Source organism: Capnocytophaga granulosa ATCC 51502 (genome assembly GCF_000411115.1).
Lineage (GTDB): Bacteria > Bacteroidota > Bacteroidia > Flavobacteriales > Flavobacteriaceae > Capnocytophaga > Capnocytophaga granulosa.
Map to the genome: position 1 here is coordinate 212409 of NZ_KE150242.1, position 23092 is coordinate 235500.

22 protein-coding genes and 1 tRNA gene are annotated in these 23092 nt (G+C 41.8%); 13 read left to right on the forward strand and 10 right to left on the reverse strand.

Features of this window, described 5'->3' with window-relative positions:
* Positions 1–38: 38 nt before the first annotated feature.
* The 3 genes from ccsA (at position 39) to trmB (ending at position 2520) form a co-directional block, all read left to right on the forward strand.
* Positions 39–833 (forward strand): cytochrome c biogenesis protein CcsA, encoded by a 795-nt coding sequence (gene ccsA / locus HMPREF9331_RS00930; RefSeq protein WP_016419317.1) that lies wholly within the window; start codon positions 39–41, stop codon positions 831–833.
* Between the two features lie 109 nt (positions 834–942).
* Positions 943–1731, forward strand: coding sequence for a (Fe-S)-binding protein (locus HMPREF9331_RS00935; RefSeq protein ID WP_040356825.1), 789 nt, complete (start codon positions 943–945; stop codon positions 1729–1731).
* Positions 1732–1842: 111 nt separating this feature from the next.
* A complete protein-coding gene (gene trmB, locus HMPREF9331_RS00940; RefSeq protein WP_016419319.1) occupies positions 1843–2520 on the forward strand; it encodes a tRNA (guanosine(46)-N7)-methyltransferase TrmB in 678 nt (225 codons plus the stop codon).
* A 92-nt stretch (positions 2521–2612) separates the two neighbouring features.
* Here trmB and fsa read toward each other — a convergent pair whose 3' ends face one another.
* On the reverse strand, positions 2613–3260 hold the full coding sequence (gene fsa / locus HMPREF9331_RS00945; RefSeq protein WP_009643056.1) for a fructose-6-phosphate aldolase: 648 nt from the start codon (positions 3258–3260) through the stop codon (positions 2613–2615).
* A 145-nt stretch (positions 3261–3405) separates the two neighbouring features.
* Here fsa and HMPREF9331_RS00950 point away from each other — a divergent pair, with 145 nt between their 5' ends.
* Positions 3406–4851, forward strand: a complete 1446-nt coding sequence (locus HMPREF9331_RS00950; protein WP_016419320.1) for a hypothetical protein — start codon at positions 3406–3408, stop codon at positions 4849–4851.
* A 72-nt stretch (positions 4852–4923) separates the two neighbouring features.
* Here the strand turns inward: HMPREF9331_RS00950 and HMPREF9331_RS00955 are convergent, their stop codons facing one another.
* The 5 genes from HMPREF9331_RS00955 to HMPREF9331_RS00975 all read right to left on the reverse strand — a co-directional run bounded on the left by HMPREF9331_RS00955 (position 4924) and on the right by HMPREF9331_RS00975 (position 10751).
* The gene (locus HMPREF9331_RS00955) at positions 4924–5700 is read right to left on the reverse strand and encodes a zinc ribbon domain-containing protein (RefSeq protein WP_009643064.1); all 777 of its coding nucleotides are present in this window, start codon (positions 5698–5700) and stop codon (positions 4924–4926) included.
* A 2-nt stretch (positions 5701–5702) separates the two neighbouring features.
* On the reverse strand, positions 5703–6797 hold the full coding sequence (locus HMPREF9331_RS00960; RefSeq protein WP_016419321.1) for a Nif3-like dinuclear metal center hexameric protein: 1095 nt from the start codon (positions 6795–6797) through the stop codon (positions 5703–5705).
* Positions 6798–6826: 29 nt separating this feature from the next.
* The gene (locus tag HMPREF9331_RS00965) at positions 6827–7594 is read right to left on the reverse strand and encodes a murein L,D-transpeptidase catalytic domain family protein (protein ID WP_016419322.1); all 768 of its coding nucleotides are present in this window, start codon (positions 7592–7594) and stop codon (positions 6827–6829) included.
* A gap of 272 nt (positions 7595–7866) precedes the next feature.
* Complete coding sequence (locus tag HMPREF9331_RS00970; RefSeq protein WP_016419323.1) at positions 7867–9108, reverse strand: hypothetical protein; 1242 nt, start codon at positions 9106–9108, stop codon at positions 7867–7869.
* A gap of 218 nt (positions 9109–9326) precedes the next feature.
* Positions 9327–10751: a S1C family serine protease gene (locus HMPREF9331_RS00975; protein ID WP_016419324.1), complete on the reverse strand. Its 1425-nt coding sequence runs from the start codon at positions 10749–10751 to the stop codon at positions 9327–9329.
* A gap of 261 nt (positions 10752–11012) precedes the next feature.
* Between HMPREF9331_RS00975 and HMPREF9331_RS00980 the strand changes: the two genes are divergently transcribed.
* Together HMPREF9331_RS00980 and HMPREF9331_RS00985 are read left to right on the forward strand one after the other, a co-directional pair.
* Positions 11013–11735, forward strand: a complete 723-nt coding sequence (locus HMPREF9331_RS00980; RefSeq protein WP_016419325.1) for a FadR/GntR family transcriptional regulator — start codon at positions 11013–11015, stop codon at positions 11733–11735.
* A gap of 122 nt (positions 11736–11857) precedes the next feature.
* Positions 11858–13354, forward strand: a complete 1497-nt coding sequence (locus HMPREF9331_RS00985; protein WP_016419326.1) for a phytoene desaturase family protein — start codon at positions 11858–11860, stop codon at positions 13352–13354.
* On the opposite strand, the gene HMPREF9331_RS00990 is transcribed toward HMPREF9331_RS00985, so the two are convergent.
* A complete protein-coding gene (locus tag HMPREF9331_RS00990) occupies positions 13351–15690 on the reverse strand; it encodes a penicillin-binding protein 1A (protein ID WP_016419327.1) in 2340 nt (779 codons plus the stop codon). The two genes, HMPREF9331_RS00985 and HMPREF9331_RS00990, sit on opposite strands and share 4 nt — an antisense overlap.
* Before the next feature lie 178 nt (positions 15691–15868).
* On the opposite strand from HMPREF9331_RS00990, the gene HMPREF9331_RS00995 reads away from it, so the two are divergent.
* The 3 genes from HMPREF9331_RS00995 to HMPREF9331_RS01005 all read left to right on the forward strand — a co-directional run bounded on the left by HMPREF9331_RS00995 (position 15869) and on the right by HMPREF9331_RS01005 (position 17483).
* A complete protein-coding gene (locus HMPREF9331_RS00995) occupies positions 15869–16870 on the forward strand; it encodes a glycosyltransferase family 2 protein (protein WP_016419328.1) in 1002 nt (333 codons plus the stop codon).
* Between the two features lie 138 nt (positions 16871–17008).
* A tRNA-Asn gene (locus HMPREF9331_RS01000) sits at positions 17009–17082 on the forward strand.
* A 200-nt stretch (positions 17083–17282) separates the two neighbouring features.
* On the forward strand, positions 17283–17483 hold the full coding sequence (locus tag HMPREF9331_RS01005; RefSeq protein WP_016419329.1) for a hypothetical protein: 201 nt from the start codon (positions 17283–17285) through the stop codon (positions 17481–17483).
* Between the two features lie 28 nt (positions 17484–17511).
* Here the strand turns inward: HMPREF9331_RS01005 and HMPREF9331_RS13160 are convergent, their stop codons facing one another.
* The 3 genes from HMPREF9331_RS13160 to atpD all read right to left on the reverse strand — a co-directional run bounded on the left by HMPREF9331_RS13160 (position 17512) and on the right by atpD (position 20267).
* Positions 17512–17703: a hypothetical protein gene (locus tag HMPREF9331_RS13160; RefSeq protein WP_172539819.1), complete on the reverse strand. Its 192-nt coding sequence runs from the start codon at positions 17701–17703 to the stop codon at positions 17512–17514.
* A 757-nt stretch (positions 17704–18460) separates the two neighbouring features.
* Positions 18461–18745, reverse strand: coding sequence for a hypothetical protein (locus tag HMPREF9331_RS01010; protein ID WP_016419330.1), 285 nt, complete (start codon positions 18743–18745; stop codon positions 18461–18463).
* Between the two features lie 7 nt (positions 18746–18752).
* On the reverse strand, positions 18753–20267 hold the full coding sequence (gene atpD / locus HMPREF9331_RS01015; protein ID WP_040356828.1) for a F0F1 ATP synthase subunit beta: 1515 nt from the start codon (positions 20265–20267) through the stop codon (positions 18753–18755).
* Between the two features lie 222 nt (positions 20268–20489).
* On the opposite strand from atpD, the gene HMPREF9331_RS01020 reads away from it, so the two are divergent.
* The 4 genes from HMPREF9331_RS01020 to HMPREF9331_RS01035 all read left to right on the forward strand — a co-directional run bounded on the left by HMPREF9331_RS01020 (position 20490) and on the right by HMPREF9331_RS01035 (position 23023).
* Positions 20490–20999 (forward strand): 30S ribosomal protein S16, encoded by a 510-nt coding sequence (locus tag HMPREF9331_RS01020; RefSeq protein ID WP_040356973.1) that lies wholly within the window; start codon positions 20490–20492, stop codon positions 20997–20999.
* Entirely contained in the window at positions 20999–21529 is a 531-nt protein-coding gene (gene rimM / locus HMPREF9331_RS01025; protein ID WP_009643019.1) for a ribosome maturation factor RimM, read from the forward strand. The genes HMPREF9331_RS01020 and rimM overlap by 1 nt, the downstream gene beginning before the upstream one ends.
* Before the next feature lie 310 nt (positions 21530–21839).
* Positions 21840–22262 carry a septal ring lytic transglycosylase RlpA family protein gene (locus HMPREF9331_RS01030; RefSeq protein ID WP_016419333.1) on the forward strand — a complete coding sequence of 141 codons (423 nt, stop codon included), beginning with the start codon at positions 21840–21842 and terminating at the stop codon, positions 22260–22262.
* On the forward strand, positions 22259–23023 hold the full coding sequence (locus tag HMPREF9331_RS01035; RefSeq protein WP_016419334.1) for a UbiA prenyltransferase family protein: 765 nt from the start codon (positions 22259–22261) through the stop codon (positions 23021–23023). Before HMPREF9331_RS01030 ends, HMPREF9331_RS01035 begins: the two co-directional genes overlap by 4 nt.
* Positions 23024–23092 lie beyond the last annotated feature (69 nt).

A 23092-nucleotide genomic window follows, 5' to 3' on the forward strand; every position in this document is an offset into this window, starting at 1 on the left:
ATCACTGATAGTTATTCACTAATCGTTATTCACTTATTATGTGGTCATATTTTAACATCATCACCTACCTTACCATAGCCTTATGGCTTGTGGGAGGAGGGCTTATTTACAGCAAAAGTAAGGCCCTAAGAGGCTTTGCTATTACGAGCCATTTGGTAGCAACAGTACTCATAGGAGGCTTTATTGTTGCCTTGTGGAAGGGATTGGAGCGTCCGCCCTTGCGTACCTTGGCCGAAACACGTATATGGTATGCCTTCTTTATGGGGCTGATAGGTTATGCGATCTACCTGCTCTATAGGCAAAAATGGATGCTCAGCTATTCGGCAGTGATGGGTATTGTCTTTGTAGGACTTACCTACACCCACCCCGATACGATGAACAAGGCACTGATGCCTGCCCTGCAAAGTGTGTGGTTTATCCCGCATGTGATCGTCTATATCTTTGCCTATGCCATGCTCGGTATGGCTTCACTGACGGCTTTTTATGGGATTTATCGCTATAAGAGGGGACAGGAGATTCTTTCGGTCTTTGCCCTTACAGACCAGCTTATCAAGATAGGCTATGTATTCCTTACCTTTGGGCTGCTCTTTGGCGCTCTTTGGGCAAAGGAAGCATGGGGGCATTACTGGACATGGGATCCTAAAGAAACGTGGGCTTTTATCACTTGGCTGGGGTATTTGGTCTATCTGCATCACAAGTATAATCATAAAGAGAAAAAGCCCTTACAGAGTTTTATCATTGTAGGGATAGCCTTTGTATTGCTCCTTATCTGCTGGTTTGGGGTCAATTACCTCCCTACAGCCCAGTTGAGTGTACATACTTACACAGGGTAAAGAGCTAAAGAAAAAAGAGACAATGAGTCAATTTGCCAAATGGTAAATTGGCTCATTTGTAAATTGTCAAATTACCAAATTATTCGTACTTTTGCCGCTTGAAAAATATATGTCTATGAACTTTCATGTTCCCACTATGGCGGAGCTTAGCGCACAAGGGATTAAGCCCGACGTCCTTTTCTGGATAGGCTGTGCAGGCAGCTTTGATGAGCGGGCACGCCGCGTGACCAAAGCTATGGCCAAGATACTCCACAAGGCGGGGGTTTCTTTTGCGGTACTGGGTGCCGAAGAAGGTTGTACAGGCGACCCCGCTAAGCGTGCTGGCAATGAGTTCCTCTTCCAGATGCAAGCGCTGACCAATATAGAGACCCTTAATAACTATGGTATTACCAAGATTGTAACGGCTTGTCCGCACTGTTTCAATACCTTGCGCAACGAATATCCTGCCCTAGGGGGTAAGTATGAGGTCTTGCACCATACCCAGCTCCTCCAACAGCTTTTGGACGAGGGGCGACTGAAGGTAGAGGGGGGAATGTTCAAAGGCAAGCGCATCACCTTTCACGACCCTTGCTACTTAGGACGAGGTAATGGAGAGTATGAAGCACCGAGGGCTATCTTGGAGAAGTTGGAAGCCGAGATTGTAGAGATGAAGAAAAGCAAAGCCCGCTCTTTCTGTTGTGGGGCAGGAGGCGCTCAGATGTTCAAGGAAGCCGAAAAAGGAACAGGAGAGATTAACAATGCTCGTGCTGCTCAGGCCTTGGATGTACGCCCTGAGATTATCGTAACGGCTTGTCCGTTCTGTAATACCATGCTCACCGATGGGGTGAAAAACCAACAAAGGGAAATCGTCCCCGTTAGCGATATTGCTTTGCTGATAGAACAAGCGGAAGAACTGTAATAATGATTAATGCCAATAATGATTAATGATCAATGGAGGGCTAATTGTTATTAATCCCTTTAATATCCTTGTTATTAATCATTAAACATTAATCATTAAACATTAATTATCATGGGAAGTAAAAACAAACTCAAACGATTTAGAGAAAACGAAACCTTTGCCAATGTGATTCAGCCTAACCGAGAGGAGGTAATCGCGGGTAATTTCCCACTCAAAGGGGTGTGGGCAAGGGATTTTTTCAAAAATAACCACCCTATCGTCTTGGAATTGGGTTGTGGAAGGGGAGAATATACGGTAAATCTAGCCAAAGAGTACCCCGATAAGAACTTTATAGGTGTGGATATCAAGGGTGCACGCTTTTGGAGAGGGGCGAAAACTGCTTTGGAGGAGCAAATCCCCAATGCGGCCTTTCTTAGAACCCAAATAGAACTGATAGACCACCTTTTCGCTCAAGGAGAGGTATCCGAGATATGGATTACCTTTCCCGACCCTCAGATCAAGTACAAGCGTACCAAGCATAGGCTTACCAATCAGGATTTCTTGGCCAAGTATAAGCATATCCTTTCCCCTGAAGGGCTTATACACCTGAAGACCGATAGTGAATACTTGCACGGATATACCTTGGGACTCTTGCATGGTATGGGACATGAGATTCTCTATGCCAATCATCATATCTATCGTAACGAAGGCGCTCCTAAGGAAGTACTGACCATACAGACCACTTATGAAAAGCAGTATCTAGCTCAGGGCAAACCTATTACCTATATTCGTTTTCGATTGAAAAAATAAAGACCTTTCTAGGCAGAGAAACTCCCACAGATTACATGGATTTGAAGGTTATCCGTGAAATCTGAGGGAGTTAAGTTTTTATAAGAAATTATTTATCCCTTAGCGTCGGCTAAGAACTTGGCCAAACCTATATCGGTAAGGGGGTGTTTCAAAAGGCCTAAAATGGCTGAAAGGGGAGCGGTAATGACATCGGCACCTATCTTGGCGCACTCTATGATGTGCATAGTATGCCTTACTGAAGCGGCAAGTACCTGAGTCTGGTAACCATAGTTGTCATAAATCAGGCGAATATCGGCAATCAGACCAAGCCCATCGGTAGAGACATCGTCCAAGCGGCCGATAAAAGGGGATACATAAGTAGCACCTGCTTTGGCAGCCAAGAGCGCTTGTCCTGCTGAAAAGACTAAGGTACAGTTGGTTCTGATTCCCTTTTGAGAGAAGTAGCGAATGGCACGTATCCCGTCCTTGATCATAGGCACCTTAACCACAATCTGAGAGTGGAGTGCCGCTAAGGCTTCTCCTTCTTTGATGATTCCTTCATAATCAGTGGCAATTACCTCGGCAGAGACATCGCCCTGTACCATTTCACAAATCTTCTTATAGTGCTCAAGAATGTTGGCTTCTCCGCGTATACCTTCCTTGGCCATGAGAGAGGGGTTGGTAGTTACCCCGTCCAAAACCCCTAAGTTTTCGGCCTCTTCTATCTGTGCCAAATTGGCCGTATCAATAAAAAATTTCATGTGTATAATATTTTATGACAAAGGTACTATTTTCTTTTGAGATAGCCCCCCAAAATAGGAAAAATCTTTTCACAGAAAAATTTTTTAATATGTATAAATAATCGTATCTTTGACATTTATTACAATAATCTAAAACAAACTATACATGGGAACTTATATCGTGGGGGATAGGGATTTTGAGGAAATTCCTTCCCTGAGTGCTAAAGCACTTCGTATCAATCTTAATAAACATATCTACGGGACTTTCTCGGAAATAGGGGCAGGCCAAGAGACTGTACGTTATTTCTTTCGTGCAGGAGGGGCATCGGGGACTATAGCCAAGGCAGTAAGTGCCTATGATAAGAATTTTAGCGACGCCCTCTATGGGGCGGAAAAGGACGGACGTTATGTAACCGAAGGGCGCCTCAAGAAGATGCTTAGCCACGAGATTAAGCTCTTGGAGGAACGCTTGCCACGAGACAAATATCCAGACAAACTCTTCTTTACCTATGCCAATACGGTTACCACGATTGACTTTGCCAAACGCTACAAGGGGCATGGCTGGGTAGGGATTCGTTTCCAGACAGAACCCGAAGGGGGGTATAATGATATTATCCTGCATATTCGTTTTCACCAGACTGAAACTCGAGCCCAACAAGAGACCTTGGGTAAGCTAGGGGTGAACCTTATCCATAGTGCTTTCTACAAGGCGGATAAGCCACAGCGCATCGTCAAGTACCTCTATGACCATATAGACAAAGACCTCATCGAGATAGATATGATTAACTTCTCAGGGCCTAAATTTGCAGGGGTAGATAATCGCTTAATGAGCTTGCAACTAATCAAAAATGGCATGACCGAAGCGGTGATGTTTGACGCCGATGGGAACAACCAACTCCCTGCCGAACAGCTCTATAAGAAGAATATCCTCACCCTTAGGGGTAGTTTCCGCCCAGTGACCAATGTCAATATAGACATGCTCGAACGCTCCTTGGAACTCTTTCTCAAGGAAAAGGGCGTAGAGAAGGACAATACACAGGTGATTTTTGAGATTACTCTCTCCAACCTTTTGGCCTCTGGGGAGTTGGACGAACAAGATTTTATGGATAGGGCACGTATCCTCTGCTCGCTGGGCTATAAGGTGCTTATTTCCAACTTCAAGGAGTACTACCGCTTGGCTGAATATTTCTCCAATTATACCAAAGCACAGATGGGTATGGTTATGGGAGCGGATAACCTGATAGCGATTTTTGAAGAGGACTATTATAAGCACCTAAGTGGCGGTATTTTGGAGGCCTTCGGAAAGCTCTTCTATCGCGATATCAAAATCTACCTATATCCTATGCGCAATAAGGAAACAGGCCAGATAATCACCAGCAATAACATCCATGTATCGCCTCGTATGAAGGAGTTGTATAAGTTCTTTAAATTCAATGAAAAAGTGGTAGATATAGAAGACTATGATGCCAAGAACTTGAATATTCGTTCTCGTGATATTGTACAACAGATAAAAAGTGGGCAAGAAGGCTGGCAATCCGCACTGCCTAAGGGGGTAGCTGAAATGATAGAGAAGAACGGCTATTTCGGCTGGAACAAAGATAAGACTGATTAGACTCGTGAAGGTGTCTAAAAATAAAGGAGTGTTGCCCTAAGAGCAACACTCCTTTATTATAAGTATTAAATTCTACATAGTTGCAAAAAATGCTTCCATTTTCTCTCTCTCTTCCCTGGCCAACTCAGGGTCTATAAGGATACGCCCACTGTGCTCATCGGTGATGATTTTCTTACGGGTAGAGATTTCCACTTGTACCTGAGGCGGAATCACGAAGAAAGATCCACCAGAGGCACCACGCTCTACAGGTACCACAGCTAAGCGGTTTACCACACTATTGCGAATACGTTGGTAAGCACTCAAAAGGCGTGGTTCTATCTCGGAGGAGATTTCCATTTCCTTTTTAAGGAGAGTTTCCTCATCCTTTTGGGTTTCTTCAAGGATAGATGAAAGCTCTTCTTTCTTGTGTTGTAGGTGCTTTTTGCGCTCTTCAAGTTGTTCTTTTATCTTGGAGATAGAGAGTTTCTTTTGCTCAATATCCGCTTTGAACTCTTTTAGGTGTTTTTCAGCCAATTGGATTTCAAGCTCTTGGAACTCTATTTCCTTGGAGATAGCGTTGAACTCACGGTTGTTACGTACATTCTTCTGTTGTTCCGCATATTTTTTGATAAGCGCTTTGCTCTCCTCAATAAGGTTCTTTTTGGCGGTGATATCCACATTGATCTTTTCAATATCATCGGTCAGACGCTCGGCACGACTTTCCAATCCAGCCACCTCATCTTCTAAATCTTCTACTTCCAAGGGGAGTTCGCCACGCACATTTCTCAGTTCATCTATTTTGCAATCAATGAGTTGCAAATCATATAGGGTTCTTAGTTTGTCCTCTACGGATACTTCTTTTTTTGTCATAACTATAAGTAGTTGATAGGATTCGTATTTGTATTCGCTAAATAAAATGCAAAGGTACTAAATTTTTTCGTAAGTTGTTCCCATAAAAGCAATTTTGTGAATTGTTCGCTTTCATAGTGTCCTATATCGGCCAAAAGCAGCCGCCCTTCGGCCTTGAAAAATTCGTGGTACTTAATATCGGAAGTGACGTAGGCATCGCAACCAGCGGCTATGCAAGCCCCTATAGCATCGGCACCACTTCCCCCCAGTACGGCCACTTTTTGTATCTTTTTTCCTAAGAGAGCGGAGTGTCGTACACAAGCGGTTTGCATGCGTTCCTTTACAAAGTTAAGGAAAGGGAGTTCTTCCATAGGTGTCTCCAGATAGCCTATCATACCTAGCCCTATATGCTGGTGCGTATTCTCTAGGGTATAGATCTCATAGGCGACTTCCTCGTAAGGGTGATGAGTGAAGAGAGCTTGTAAGATACTACGCCTGAGGTGCTTAGGGAAAATAACACTGATACGGGTCTCCCCTTCGCTATGAAATACTTCAGGCGCTCCTATAGTGGGGTGACTCTGGGCATTGCCCATATAAGTGCCCATGCCTTCTGTATTGAAACTACACTTGGCGTAGTTGCCTATATTTCCTGCACCTGCAGCAAAGAGGTGTTCTCTTAAGGCAGCGGCATCCTTGTGGGGTACATAGGTTACCAATTGTTCTATCGTATGGGCTTGGGGGAGGAGTATTTCTCGGTTGGAGAGTGCTAAGCGGTCACAGATACGGGAGTTGACCCCCCAGAAGGAATTATCCAAGGCGGTGTGTATCGCATAGATAGCGATATGGTGCTCTATGGCTTTGATAACGGTGCGTTCCACATAGCTGCTCCCAGTGAGTCGCTTAAGACCACCGAAGATGATCGGGTGAAAACTTACAATGAGATTACAATCCCGTGCTATGGCCTCTTCAACGACCGACTCTAAGGTGTCGAGAGTAATGAGCACCCCACGCAAAGGCGTATCGGGGTTTCCTACCAGTAGGCCTACATTGTCGAAATCCTCCGCATAGGTAAGGGGCGCAAGGGTTTCCAAGTACTGGATAACATCTTGTATTTTCATTGTAGCAAAAGTAAATCAGAACAAGGGTATTAGAAAATATTGTCTTCGGTGAGACTGCTCACTTTCAAGTATTTAGAAGAAGCTAAATATCTCTTGTTGGTGTAATAGGCAAAGACCATAGTTCCATCCTTGATAGTTTCAATAACCTCTTTGTATATGTTTGTAGGCAACACAGGGCAGCCCAAGCTACGGCCAAAGCGTCCGTTTCTCTTTAGGAAATCCTCATTCATATAGTCGGCTGTATGGATAACGATACCGCGCTTATAGGCATTGGAATTGTAGTTACGTTCGTTGCCATAAAGTTTTAGACTAAAGCCTGCATCACCATTGTAGGTCTTGCCAGTAACATAGAACCCCAAGCTACTCTTGTGGGATTCTTCCTCGTTGGAGAAATAAGTGGAGGCGGAAGTACCTGTCTTCTTGCCATGTGCCACATAGGTATGGTAGAGGATTTGTCGGCTGTCTAAGTCTATGGTATAGAAGCGCTTTTTATCGCTGTCTTTGGTGAAATCAATGATAGAAAGCAGGCGCTTATCATTGAGTTTGTTCTGTAACTTCATGTTCTGATAGCCAATATAGGCATATCTAAAAGCTTTGAAATCAAGATCATATTCTCGTCCTTTGATATCAACATACATTCTCTTGATGGCATATTCAAAGTTCTCATGAGGAGAGTCTAAGCTATCAAGTACAATACGGGAGAGCTTGGAGGAAACAATATTGGACTGCTGCCCATAGAAGGTAGTGGCTGTAATAAAACAGAAGAGAGATAGCGCGAATGAGGTAATTCTTTTCATATTAAAGAGAAGTTTATTGATAGGTGTGGCAAAATTCTGAAAATATCATGAAATATACAAGTTTTATTTTCTTCAATCTGTTAATAACTTTTCTCTGTGTTAATAAATAGAATGGTAAAATAAATTGTAATAACTTGATAATAAACAAATTGCAATGTTTTTGCAATAAAAGATAAGGTTGTATGGTAATGAAAATTTTAACTTTTTGATTGATAAAAATAACTTTTCAGAAAGAAAAATAAAGGAAAATAGGTATGCTTTTTGAATAAAGGTTAAGATTGGTGTGCTTCTTCACAGGGCTGATTGTGTACTTTTTTAAAGATAAGATAGCACCAATAACTTACAGCAACAAAAAACAGTGCACTGAAGAGTACTAGCAATATATAATAGTTATCAGGTAAGAAGATCTCGTAGAGTATAGCAAGCCCTTTATAAGTAATCAGTGTTTCACTACCTACAAAAGCGGTGGTATATAGGGAAATACTCCAGTGAGGAAAGCGAATATGCAGGCTCTTTTGCAAAAAATATAGGACACCAAAGCCCACAACCCCTAAGAAAGTGAAGTGTAAGTAGCTGATGACAAATTCTCTGTTGGGTAATACCACTTCGGCAATCCAAGGGAAGGAGCCTAAAAACATGAAAATAGTCTTGATCAAGCAAAGCAATAGGAATAGCTGCATAAGAAAGGCAGGTTTCTCCAATCGCATATAAGTTCTATATAGCTTAAAGATACTAGCCAAGAGCAAAAAGCCTGAGATATTTCCAATAATATATAAGAGGGGTTCATTGAAAAAGCCCACCCAAGAGAGCGTAACAGAGCCTATGGTGCCTATGATAAAGCTGTAGAGTGCTCCCGTGAGTCGCTTGCTGCTCACAAGGCTCTTGTGCTCGATTTCGCTTACCAAAAGGCCAAAGAGTACGGCCAAGAACCAACCATTGTACTGGAAATGTAGGAAGAAGTACAAGGCACTGTTATACCATTCGCTTCCCTTACCGGCCTTGACAATAGCCACAGGAAGCAACCATATCCCGATGCTGGAGAGTATAAGAAAATAGACACCCCAGCGGACAAATCTCAAAGAAAGAGGTTTGTCATGCTCCGTATCTACACTCTTGGAGATAGAAAAGCGTATAAAGTTATATTTTTTACTCCTTTTGAGAAAGAAAATGCCAAACCAATAGGTACAAATCACAAAAAGAGATGAGAAAATAATAGAATATAAGAAATATCCCCCAAAAGGGAAAGAAAAAAGCATCCCAACAATGGCCAATTGGGTGCAGAGAAATAGAATAAAATAAGGCTTCCTATCGGTCGGTCTTAGAAAATACTGACAGATGAGCGAGGTAAGTATTGTATATATCCACCCCAACAACCCAATATGAGAATGAGTGTGGGTAATGTGGCGAACATTAAAAAAAACATCGGCTATATAAGACACTCTAAGGGACAAGCCCAATAGAATGGTGATAATAAAATAAAGGAAAGCCCACTGAATATCCTTGCGAGTATCCATAAGAATAAGGTCTTTTCATTAGAAACGGCAGGCAAAAGTAAAAATAAATTGTCACATAAGTATCCTTGCAAATGCTAAAAAAAGTATAATTAATTGATGAGGATATTTTTATGGTGTGTAAAATAGATTTTTACATAAGAAAAAATAGTTTGCCTTTTGGGCAAACTATTTTAACACTAATAAAAATCAAACTTTAAGGTATGAATACATGAAATAATCTATAGGAAGTAGCGTTCTTTTTCTCCATTCTTATTAAGAACCACAATAGCGTTACGCTGTGATTGGTTGTTTTCAAGAATATTTTTTACGCTATCTACATCTTTTACGTCTTTTCCATTGATAGAAAGGAGTACTTTACCATCTAGATTTACACCATTTTCTATAAATAGTGGACTTGTTTTGGTGATTTTTACTCCACTTTTTATGTTGAACGCTTTTTTGTCTTTATCAGATAGGTTTTTTACCATAATCCCTAAATCATTGGCTACATAGGAATCATTTTTTTGGAGTCTTACGCTGATTTCTTTTTCTTTACCGTCCCTTAGGATAACCACATTGACACTGTCATTAGGTCTTTTGGTATTGATATGACCACTAAGATCAGAGAAAGTACGTATTTTGATATTGTCCATCTGTGTGATGATATCACCTTTCTTAAGTCCAGCCTTTTCAGCTCCAGAATCTTCTTCTACATTGTCTATATAAAAACCTTCGGTTTGTTTGATATGGAGTTTTTCAGCAGTTTCGGAGTTGAGTTCGGTACCTGCTACGCCTAAGATACCGCGTTGTACATTGCCATATTCTATAAGGTCTTCTACAATCTTCTTTGCGATATTGCTAGGAACGGCAAAGGAATAACCTACGAAAGTACCAGTGTTAGGAGAGGCAATAGCGGTATTGATTCCAATGAGGTCTCCGTTGAGATTGACCAAAGCGCCCCCACTATTTCCTGAATTAACAGCGGCATCGGTTTGTATATAAGATTCTATCTTTCCGTTGTATTGGTTGCCTAAGTTTCTCGCTTTAGCGCTAATGATCCCTGCCGTTACGGTAGAGGTAAGGTTGAAGGGATTTCCTACAGCCAAGACCCATTCGCCTATTTGGGTATTGTCCGAATCAGCAAAGGTAAGGTAAGGTAGTTTTTCTTCTGTTTTGATTTTCAATAGCGCAATATCAGAGCTACTATCTGAACCAATAATTTCTGCCTTATAAGTTTTGTTGTTATTTAGGGTTACCTGAACCGAAGAAGCGCCATTGATCACGTGATTGTTGGTAACAATATAGCCGTCAGGAGAGATGATCACCCCAGAACCTGTACCAGCCAAGCGTTCCTTGCCACTGCGCTGAGGAGTATTCCCACTGAAAAGGTCAAAAATAGAGGTAACCTCTGGAGCGACAGTCATGTTTTTCACATGGACTACACTATTGACGGTCTTATTGGAAGCGTTGATAAAGCTGTTTTCATCAAAATTGAAATTGGCCACTTGTTGGAAATTGGTGTGGATTGCCCCTGTGGTATCCGCCTTCTGGGAAGAGAAAGAAAAGGAGTTGTCTTCTTTTTCTTTGATAATAAAATGATAGCCGCCTAAGGCAATAGCACCCCCTAAAATAGCAGAGAATACAGATGTGAAATGTTTTTTCATATTCAAAAATCTTAAAATAATTAATAATATCTATTCTTTTAACTCTAAACTTGCGAATAGTAATTCTCAAAAACAGTGCCAAAAAGATTAAAATCAGAAATTTAACTTTTAATTAATGAAGTTTCTAATTATGTGATTGATTTTCTTATATATAGATTTTGTCAAATGGGAGATAGAAAATAAGCATAGAAAAATTTTTTTATCCCCCAAAAAGATTGTAAATTTGTACCAAATATATTATATGAGTTAAATGTATGTCTTATGAAGTCATTAAAGGAAAAAACAACTGATGCAGAGAATGCTTCCTTGGTGGATAAGGTGGAGAAACACATCATAGATTATATCAAGGATAATGCACTAAGAGCAGGGGATTCACTCCCTAAGGAATTAGAATTTGCCGAGACTCTTGGGGTAAGTAGAACAGCCATTCGCGAGGCTATGTTGCGCCTGAGAACCTTGGGGCTAATAGAGTCCCGCAAGCATAGGGGAATGGTGATTTTGGAACCTGACTTGGTGCGTAACTTCGAAAAAATGCTTGATCCTGCCTTGGTGGATATCAAGATGCTCTCCAATCTTTTTGAACTAAGACTGATGTTGGAAGTAGGTATGGCCGATTTTGTCTTTACACGTAAAACCCCCAAACAGCTTAGGGAGTTGGAAGAAATCGTACGAAACTCTGAAGAACAACGTTGTGATAGCTTTAATTTCTATTTGGAAGAGGAAAAGAAGTTCCATGGTAAGCTCTATGAAATGGCAGGCAATGATATCCTCAAGAAGTTCCAAGATGTCTTTATGCCTATTTTCCAATATGTACACGACTTGAATCGTTATCAAACCGCTTATATACTCCCTGAAGGAAGCAAACAGATCAGCCATCGAGACCTCTTAGAAGAACTCAAGCATGGTACCCCTGCTTCATTTAGAGAACTTATGCGCGAACACCTGAACGCTCACTATATCAAAGTATTAGGAATCAGTTATTAGTGACTAGTGACAAGTGACAAATGACTAATACTATTGTCACTAGTTGTTAGTCACTTGTCATTAGTCACTTGTCATTAGTCACTTGTCATTAGTTGTTAGTCACTTGTCATTAGTCATTATTTATGTATGATACCATCATCATAGGAAGTGGCCTAGGAGGGCTTATGACAGCCCTTATTTTGGCTAAAGAAGGAAGAAAAGTTGCCATTATTGAGAAAAACAAACAATTTGGCGGCAACTTACAGTCTTTTCTCCGTGATGAAGTTCTCTTTGATACAGGAGTACATTATGTAGGTAGCCTCGGTGAGGGGCAAACACTTTACAATTATTTCTCTTACGCAGGTATTACTTCAGCATTGGATTTGGAGTGTATGCCCAAGGATGGCTATGACCGTATTTGCTTTGCTCATGAGCCTACCTGCTATCCTCACGCACAGGGGTATGACAATTTTGTCGCTCAGTTATTACCCTATTTCCCAAAAGAAAAAGTCGCTTTAGAGCGCTATGTCTCCAAAATACAAGAAGTATGCGACCGCTTTCCCCTCTATCGTTTTCGCTTAGAGGGAAGCTATGATGAGGCCTTGCTTAGCCTCTCCTTAATGGACTTTCTTCGCGAGCTTACCTCAGATAGGCGACTGCAAGCGGTGCTGCTGGGGAACAACTTTCTTTATGCAGGTACTAGGGAGCATACCCCCCTGTATGTACATGCCTTGTCGGTTAATTCCTATATGGAGAGTGCATGGCGATTCAGGCGTGGAGGCTCCCAAATAACCCAGTTGCTCCTCAAGCAATTACGCGCTCTTGGCGTCTCTCTGTTTGCTGAAAACGAGGCGCTTGCCTTTGAATACAGAGAGGGAAAAATTTACTCAGTGATTACCTCCCAGCATAAGAAGTATATAGCTAAAGAATTTGTTTCGGATATAGATATACAGCAGTTATTATCCGTAGCAGGGCGTACACACTTTAAGCCCTCATACTACAAGCGTATAGAGCGACTTGAGCCAGTCTCTGGGGTTTTCTCCCTACACCTAGTGCTCAAGCCTCACACTTTCCCTTATTTGCCTTACAATGTCTATTGGTTTCGGGATACCCGACAAGTATGGGAAGCACCCTATTCGGATGTTTTTCCTGCGTCTTATATGCTTTCTATGGTACCCCCTAAGGATGGTGGCAGTTATTCGGACAATATGACACTACTTACCTATATGAGTTATGAGCAGGTACGTACATGGGAACATACTTTCAATACCATAGCCGAGCCAGAGGGTAGGGGAGCGACCTATGAGGCTTTTAAGAGAGAGAAAACCGCCCAACTCCTCAGTGTGGTCTATCAGCGATATCCCCAATTGGAAGGAGCCATAGCACACGCTTATACCTCTACGCCCTTAACTTATCGCGATTATATAGGTAGCCCCACAGGGGCTATTTATGGCTATGAAAAGAATATTCATAAAATCGCTCATACCCGTATCATGCCACAAACCCATATCCCCAACCTCTACCTTACAGGCCAATCGGTCAATATGGACGGACTGGTAGGAGTTACCATAGGTGCCGTACTAACAGCTATGGCCATGCTCGGTGGAGAGGTAAAGGGGTTGGTAGGTTTTAGGGATTAGAAATCTATACCTTCGGAGTCTTCCCCTACAGCCTCTACAGGGTCATTTCCTTTGCAATCAAAGTCGCTACCACTGAAGCTAGTGGATCCATCATCGTTCTTGGGAATAGGGAAGGGGTCTTTTGATACGGTTAAGTCCTTATTCTCATAAAGTTTTTTCATATAATACCCCCAAATAGGCAGCGCCATAGTGGCTCCTTGCCCATAGCGGATTCCCTTGAAGTGGACAGATCGGTCTTCACCGCCTACCCACACTCCAGTAACAAGGTTGGGTACCATTCCCATAAACCATCCATCGGATTGGTTCTGTGTAGTACCGGTCTTTCCTGCAATGGGATTCTTAAAGGCATAAGGATAGCCTGTGATGACATTCTTATACATACTATCATAACCATCGGCACCTTTGGTGCGTAGGCGCGCTCCTGAACCTGATTGGGTAACCCCTTCCATGAGTTTGACTACAGTATAAGCATTCTCTGGGGAAATGGCATTTCTTGCTTCTGCGGTATGTTGGTAGATGATATGTCCGTTTTTGTCTTCTATTCGGGTGATAAATGTAGGCTGGAGGTAATTCCCCTCATTGGCAAAAGCCCCATAAGCCCCTACCATTTCCAGTAGGGTAATATCGGCAGATCCCAAGCAGATAGAGGGGAGCGAGGGGATATCCTTGGTATTAATACCCAATTTTGCGATAAGGTCAATCACAGTGGCAGGGCCGACTTCGTCCATCAGCTTGGCTGTAACAGAGTTGATAGAGTTAGCCAAAGCCGCCTTGAGTGTGAGCATCTTTCCACTGAAGCTACCATTGGCATTACGGGGACACCATTCCTTGGCATTGCCCCATTTGCCAGCTTCTATACAAGTCTTTGTGTCTGGAATCTGATAGCAAGGGGTATAGTGTTTTTGGTCAATTGCCGTAGCATATACAAAAGGTTTGAAGGCCGAACCTACTTGGCGGGCGCCTTGGTATACTTGGTCGTATTTGAAATTGTTATAGTCAATACCTCCTACCCAAGCCTTGATGTGTCCTGTCTGTGGTTCCATGGAGACAATAGCCGTACGCAAGAAACTCTTATAGTAACGGATGGAATCATAAGGAGTCATTACTGTATCTATAGTACCATGCCAAGAAAAGACTTGCATAGGGGTCTCCTTATAGAAGGAAGCACGTATATCCTTGTCCGAGATACCAGCGGCTTTCATCTGTGCCCAGCGCTCGGAGTTCTTCATGGCACGTTCCATAAGGCGATCAATTTCCTCCTTGGAGAGTTTTACAAAAGGAAATGTCTTATTCTTTTTCAGGTTATTCTCTTCGGCAAAGGCCTTTTGGAGGTTTTTCATATGCTTTTGTACGGCCTCTTCAGCGGCTGCCTGCATACGAGAGTCAATAGTAGTGTATATCTTCAGTCCATCGGAATAGATATCATATTTAGACCCATCGGGTTTGGGGTTGTCCTTGATCCATTCCTTCATAAAATTGCGCAAATGTTCGCGGAAATAGGTAGCAATACCTTCATTGTGCCCTTCGGGATTGAAGTTCAGGCGCAGAGGAAGTTTCTGCAAGGAGTCTTTTTCCTTGGTAGTGAGGTAGTGGTTTTTCTCCATTTGTGCCAGAACCACATTTCTACGATTGACAACCCCTTGAGGATTGCGACGAGGGTTATAGAGTGAAGAGTTCTTGAACATACCCACCAGTACTGCCCCTTCTTCTATCTTAAGGTCTTTAGGTTCTTTCCCAAAATAGATACGTGAAGCCGAACGAATCCCATCGGCATTATTATTAAAGTCGTATTCGTTAAAATACATGGCAAGGATTTCCTTTTTGGTATACTGTCTTTCCAGGCGAATGGCGATAATCCATTCCTTGATCTTTTGCAAATAGCGTTCGCCTGTTTTCTTAGATCCTTCACGATGGAAGAGGAGCTTGGCTAGCTGCTGGGTAATGGTAGAAGCCCCCCCACGTCGGCCTAAGAATACAATAGCACGTAGTGTTCCTCGCATATCTATACCCGAATGCTTCTCAAAACGCTCGTCTTCGGTAGCAATGAGTGCATTGACTAGGTGTTCAGGCAGGTCTTTGTAGGTAACAGGGGTGCGGTTATCATTGAAATAGAATTTCCCCAATAGCTCATCATCAGCAGAATAGATACTTGAGGCTAGGTTCGTCTCAGGGTTCTCCAATCGCTTGAAGTCGGGCATTTCCCCGAATACCCCCCAATCGGCCAAGAGAAAAATGAAAATTACGGATAATATACCTACTAAGAAGGTTCCCCAAAAATATTTTAGTAATTTCTTTCGTGTAGAAGAACCTTGGGTTGTTGTATTTTTCGTTCCCATATGCTATATTTAGTATTTTAGGATTTTCTTTTTGGGGACAAAAATACGACATTATTTACAAATATGCGCTTCCTATTAGGAAATTATGATTTATTTTTGTACGCTTCAAAATATTGCTAAAAAACGGTTCTAACTGAAATGTTTTTTTTATCTTTGCAAAGTTCCTAATTTTTTTAAATTGAAATATTCCCTTATTGTACCTGTATATAACCGTCCTGAGGAGATAAAAGAGCTATTGGAAAGCATAGCTGAGCAAACCTATACAGGCGATTTTGAAACACTTATTATAGAAGATGGTTCCTCTATTTCCTCCCAAGAGGTAGTAGCCTCCTTTGCCGATAAGACTAAGGTCATCTATTTGTATAAAGAGAACTCTGGCCCTGGAGATTCCCGCAACTATGGTATGCAAAGGGCTTCGGGAGATTATTTTATCATCTTGGACTCTGATTGTCTGTTGCCTCCTCATTATTTAGAATCGGTAGATGACTTCCTCTTACAGCACTATGTGGATTGTTTCGGTGGCCCCGATGCGGCAACAGACCAATTTACAGATATCCAAAAAGCAATCAACTATGCGATGACTTCCTTTCTTACTACAGGGGGCATCCGAGGTAGCAAGCGAAGCATGGGCAAGTTTGAACCTCGCAGTTTCAACATGGGGCTTTCTCGCAAGGCCTTTGAAGTAACAGGAGGCTTCGGTCGCATACACCCAGGGGAAGACCCTGACCTGAGCATTCGCCTATGGAAAGCAGGGCTACAGACAGCTTTTGTGGAAGAGGCCTTTGTCTACCACAAGCGACGTATCTCATGGTACAAATATTATGTACAGGTCAAGAAATTCGGGCAAACGCGTGCCATACTTAATCGCTGGCATGAGCAGTCTCGCAAGCTTGTGCACTATCTACCAACGCTCTTCCTTATAGGCTTTCTTGTCTCATTAGGCTTATTGGCTATAGGTCAGTGGGGTTTTATCTTTGTATATATAGCCTATTTCCTACTTATTTTCGCCGATAGCAAACGTATCAATCACAGTAGTAAGATAGGATTTTTGTCTGTTTGGGCGGTTTGTATCCAATTTTATAGCTATGGGACAGGCTTTTTAGGTGCTACTTTGCGGCTTTTTCTCTCCCGAAAATCTCCAGAAGAGCTATTTCCTAAATTATTTTTCAAACATAAATAATTGGTTTTCAATAAGTTGAAAATTATTTTCAAAAAATAGAAAAAAAAGTGCTTGAAAAGTTTGTCAGTATCAAAAAAAGTTGTACCTTTGCACTCGGAAAATTGATAGAGAAATAAAGTTTTCCAAGACATAAGAAATTCCTCCTTAGCTCAGTTGGTTAGAGCATCTGACTGTTAATCAGAGGGTCACTGGTTCAAGTCCAGTAGGGGGAGCAACAAGGTAACGCACTTATAATTAAGTGCGTTTTTTGTTTTTAGAGCTAAATAGAGCAACTAAAAAATGATATGATTTTCTCAAAAATGGATTGTATTTTTATATGTTAAATTTCTTTTGTGCTTTATGATAGCCACTGCAATCATGGAGCGGTTGGCATATTAAAAAGAAGATGAACCTAAACCTAAAAATATATGCTATGCAAACATTATTATTACAAGCTGAGATCAGGGAAATAAACCTCCCCTTAGTGGAAGAGTTTCTAAAGAAAATCGGCGCTAAGAAAGTAAAGATTAAAAGTATTGAAACCCTTAAAGAAATAGTAGAGAAAGGACGAAAGGATTACAAAGAAGGTAGGACTACTAAAATAAATCCTCTTGATATATGGGAGAATATTTAGAAGAAGAGTCTTTACCTATCATCCCTATTTATAATATTGAGCTAACAGAAGAAGCCTTAGAATAGTTAAAGAAAATTAAAAAATCTGCTTCCCCTGCTACAAAAAAGAGATTGGAGAGAATATTTGCAGAAATAGCCCTAACTCCAATGGATAGTAATGGCTTTGCTTCTCCTGAAAGATTAAGCACTATCCTAATAATATTATATTTTTGCATTGTCATAAAGCCTATATAACTTGGTGAGGGACGCCTCCTATTGATAGGCTACAAAGTCCACACCCCCAGCACCCAAAAAGTAATACTATGTTTATTTTTTGGGTGTCTTTATTTTATAGAGTTATTTATTTAACGTGAGTTCGATATAACGAAAGCTCCCTCGGATTTTTACGGATTTCACGGATTTCACAGATTTCGCAGATTTTCTATGTTTGTGTAATTGTGCTGTTGCGATTTACACAGATTTTTATAAGGCCAAAGGCCTTATTTATCCGTGGAAATTAAAGAGTTATACATAGTTATTGTGTTATTCTCTCCGTGAAAATCCGTGTTTCACATACCCAGCTGTGAGCACTCGCTGGCTTTGTGGGAGAAAAAATATAATTTTGCTTACGACGAACTCACGTTGTATTATTATCAATATTTGCAAAATATCTTATAGTCAAACAGAAAAGGTTTGCGAAAAATTAGTATGAGCAGGTGTAGGGGCTAATGGCAATTAGCCCTTGAAAGAGAGCGAATTAGGAATGAATCCTTTGCCTTATTTATTTGTATTTTATTCGCATTCTAAAATTGACTATAATTTTAAAGTGGTCAAATTCGACCATTTTAAAAGAGGGGCAGGCCTATCTACTTTTACTCTTAGTGTATCCAGTTGGGGAGAGATCTAGATACCAATAACAAAAAGAATTATAAATAGTAAAATACAGTTTGAATAAAAAAAGCAGGGGCTTGCCCCTGCTTTTAATTTATAAAAATAAGATCATTGAGCCAGCACAATTATTTTATTATCTTTTTGCTCTACGACCCCTCCTGTGATGGAGAGCATACGTTCCCCTTTGGCTTGAGTCTGCTCCGAGAAATACTCCTGAGCAAATACCTTAGGGGCTTCGCTTTCGCTAAAGGTGATCGTTCCTTCGTCTAAGAGGGCTACTATAGGTGCGTGGTTCTCAAGTATTTGAAATGACCCTTTCGCTCCTGGTAGGGTGATGATACTCACCGTTCCCTTATAAAGCACGGCCTCTGGGGTTACTATTTCTAATCTCATAATCGTCTTAGTTTTGAGCTTCAGCAAGCATCTTTTCACCTGCTTCTATTACTTCTTCAATCGTTCCTTTAAGGTTGAAAGCCGCTTCAGGGAGGTGGTCAAGTTCCCCATTGAGGATCATATTGAACCCACGAATGGTGTCTTTGATATCCACAAATACCCCTGGAATCCCTGTAAATTGTTCCGCTACGTGGAAAGGCTGAGAAAGGAAACGCTGTACTCTACGCGCACGAGCAACAGCGAGCTTATCCTCTTCGGAGAGTTCCTCCATACCGAGGATCGCGATGATATCTTGTAGTTCCTTGTAGTGTTGGAGCAATTCTTTTACACGTTGGGCACACTCATAGTGGTCTTTTCCAAGAATTTCAGGTGTAAGAATACGAGAAGTAGAGTCTAACGGGTCTACCGCAGGATAGATACCCAATTCGGCGATTTTACGAGAGAGTACTGTAGTGGCATCAAGGTGAGCAAAGGTAGTAGCAGGTGCAGGGTCAGTAAGGTCGTCCGCTGGTACATATACTGCTTGTACGGAGGTAATAGACCCTTTTTTAGTAGAAGTGATACGCTCTTGCATAGCTCCCATTTCGGTGGCCAAGGTAGGCTGATACCCTACCGCTGATGGCATACGACCCAGCAAGGCCGATACCTCAGAACCCGCTTGAGTGAAACGGAAGATGTTATCCACGAAGAAAAGAACGTCTTTTCCTTCGCCCTGGCCAGCTCCGTCGCGGAAGTATTCAGCTACGGTAAGTCCAGAAAGTGCTACACGTGCACGTGCTCCAGGGGGTTCGTTCATCTGTCCGAATACGAAAGTCGCTTTGGATTCTTTCAGAGCATCTTTATCCACTTTGCTAAGATCCCAACCGCCTTCTTCCATGGAGTGCATAAAGTCATCACCATATTTAATAATGCCTGATTCGAGCATTTCTCTCAGTAGGTCATTCCCCTCACGAGTACGTTCGCCCACTCCAGCAAATACGGAAAGTCCTCCGTGTCCTTTGGCGATATTGTTGATCAGCTCTTGGATAAGTACGGTTTTTCCTACCCCAGCACCCCCGAAGAGTCCGATCTTACCTCCTTTCGCATAGGGTTCTATCAGGTCAATAACCTTAATACCTGTAAAGAGTACCTCAGTTACTGTAGATAAGTCCTCGAACTTAGGAGCTTTGCGGTGGATTGGTAGGCCGTTTTCCCCATCCTTAGGGAGGTTACCTAGCCCGTCTATACCATCTCCGATCACATTGAACAAGCGTCCGAAAACCTCTTGCCCTATAGGCATTTGAATAGGGTGTCCTGTAGCGATTACTTCCATCCCACGGCTAAGTCCTTCAGTGGCATCCATTGAGATAGCTCGTACGGTATCTTCCCCTATATGAGACTGTACCTCAAGGATCAGAGGCTTACCTTCCTTGCTAACAATCTCTAATGAATCATAAATTTTAGGCATTTCCTTCTCTGAAGAAAACGTAACATCTACCACAGGACCGATGACCTGTGCTATTTTACCTTTGTATTGTGCCATATCTTTAAATAAAAAAGCGCATTTATTTTGTGTGCAAAGATACATATTTTATTTGAAAATCACAAAAAAAAATTTAGTTATTAGTTTAACGGTTAGTTTTTAGTCCTAACCACTGACCACTAACCACTGATCACTAAAAAATAATTTGTACATTAAAAAATAAATATGTATCTTTGCCCCCGATTATTAATAGAGGTCGTGAACCTCACAAGTCTTAATTATATGCCTGTAAAAATTAGATTACAAAGACATGGTAAAAAAGGGAAACCTTTTTATTGGGTAGTAGCCGCTGATGTACGTGCTTCCCGCGATGGTAAGTTCCTCCAAAAAATAGGTACTTACAACCCTAACAGCAATCCAGCTCAGATTGAGCTAGATATTGATGAAGCAATCAAGTGGTTACAATTCGGAGCGCAACCTACCGAGACAGCACGCCGTATCCTCTCTTACAAGGGTGTGATGCTTAAGTATCACCTCCAAGGAGGAGTAAAGAAAGGTGCTCTTACCCAAGAACAAGCCGATGCTAAGTTCGAAGCTTGGCAAAAAGAAAAAGAGCAGAAAATCGTTGCTAAAAAGGAATCACTCCACAAAGGCAAAATCTCTGCTAAGCAAGAAAGCGTAAAGGCCGAACAAGCCTATAACCAAAAGCGTAAAGAAGCACAAGCCGCTAAGGCTCAGGAAGCTACAGCAGCACCTGCTGAAGAAGCACCCGCTCAAGAATCAGAAGCTTAATGAGGAAGGAAGATTGTTTCTTTGTAGGTACAATTGTCTCCAAATTTAGCTTTAAGGGAGAAGTCCTTGTCAAAACCGACTCGGATGATAGTGCCCTGCTAGAAAATAGGGAATCAGTATTTGTCGAATTAGGCAAGGAACTGATTCCTTTTTTCATAGAAAGGTGTAGCTATCATAAGGCTAATTTGCTTAGAATCAAGTTTGAAGAGGTGGATACCGAGCGTGATGCCGAGGCACTCCTCCGCCAATCGCTGTTTCTACCACTCTCACTCTTACCTAAGCTCTCTGGCAACAAATTCTACTATCACGAGGTCATAGGCTTTGAGGTGGTAGATGTACATTATGGTAGGGTAGGGGTCATCACTCATATCAATGACCGCTCTTCTCAGCCCATTTTTGAAATAGAACATGAGGGGCGACAGATTCTGATCCCCCTACATGATGACTTCCTCAAGGAGGTTAACCGTAAGGATAAAACCATCACAGTGGCAACTCCCGAAGGACTTATTGAACTCTATCTCAATGATTAATGGTTAATGGTTATTGATTAATCATTAATTTAAGTTTCACAAGTTGTTTTTAGGGTGCTATTGAAATTGCAAGTAACTGATAAACAATTATTTGTAAAAACCTCCCCCCAACCCCCCTCCAAAGGGGGAGCTTTAAGGGCGTTGAAATGGTCTAATTTGTTTATTAAATTAGAAAATTTTCCTTCTATAACTTATTGAACCTCTACTGCTTACTAACTCCCCCCTTGAGGGGGGGTAGGGGGGATGTTTTGAGAATCAGTTGATTACAGAGCTTGCGAAACTTAAGTCATTAACCATTAATTATTATTTTATGCGTTTCTTTCTCCTTCTTCTCCTGCTTTTCCTTGTTAGCTGTCATACCACCAAAACGGTACAGCAGCGCAAGCAACCTCATAGTACTTCTTCCCAGAGGGAAGCCTCCGCTGCCACTACAATAGGCAAAGCCAGTGGCGTGGCCTCCTATTACCATAACAAGTTCAACGGCCGTAAAACTGCCAGTGGGGAAGTCTTTAGCAATAACAAACTTACTGCTGCTCACCGCACTTACCCCTTTGGTACCAGCCTTAGAGTAACCAACCCTATCAATGGCAAATCCGTAGTGGTGAAGGTCAATGACCGAGGCCCCTTTACCAAAGGCAAAGACCTTGACCTCTCCAGAAAGGCCTTTATGCAAATTACAGATAATCCTAACAAGGGCAACCTACAGGTGCTTATAGAAGTAATCAGAGAATGAAACAAAAATGCTACGCACTCCTTCTTTGGCTTATCAGAGAAAATATAGTCGTCGCTACAGCTGTTACTTCTTTGGCTATCAGTACCTTACTTATTTTTCAGCTACCTATGGCCTATGCGGAGCTACTCTCCTTATGGGTGGGAACGGTACTCTCTTATTCCTTTGCTAAAGAGGGGCGTCTAAGATATGAGCGCCCTATATGGTGGCTGTTGGCAGCTACAGCTTGTGGCGCTTTTCTCTTTCTTTCATGGACAGGTCGCGGCATTCTCCTACTCTCCATGGTGCTCAGTGTGGCCTACGATGCCCCTTTTCTCACTCATCGCCTTCGCCTGATTCCTTTTCTTAAAATATTTATAGTCGCTCTTTGCTGGGTCTTGGGGAGTGTATACCTTCCCTTATCGGCCTATAGAGTCTCTTTTTCGACCCCACTAGTAACCCTTCTTGCCCTGCAAAACTTCCTTTGGGTGGTAGTGCTTATTCTTCCTTTTGATATCAGAGACAAGCAAGCCGAACAGACACATTTGCAGACACTTCCCACCATCTTAGGCACCCCAAAAACCAAAGCCATAGGTACCCTACTGATGCTTTTATTTGTACTATTGGCCTTTGTACACCTTACATTTCTTCTCTATATACAGGTTATAATTGCTTGTATTACAGTGCTTTCACTTCTTTTTGCGCATGAACATCAGTCTCCCTACTATAGTGCTCTTTGGGTAGAGAGCCTACCTATTATATATATGGTACTAATGGCTATCTAAAAGTTATTCACAATTCACTCTAAAATCAGTAAAAATTGTTGATAACAAAAATAAAAAAACATAAATAAA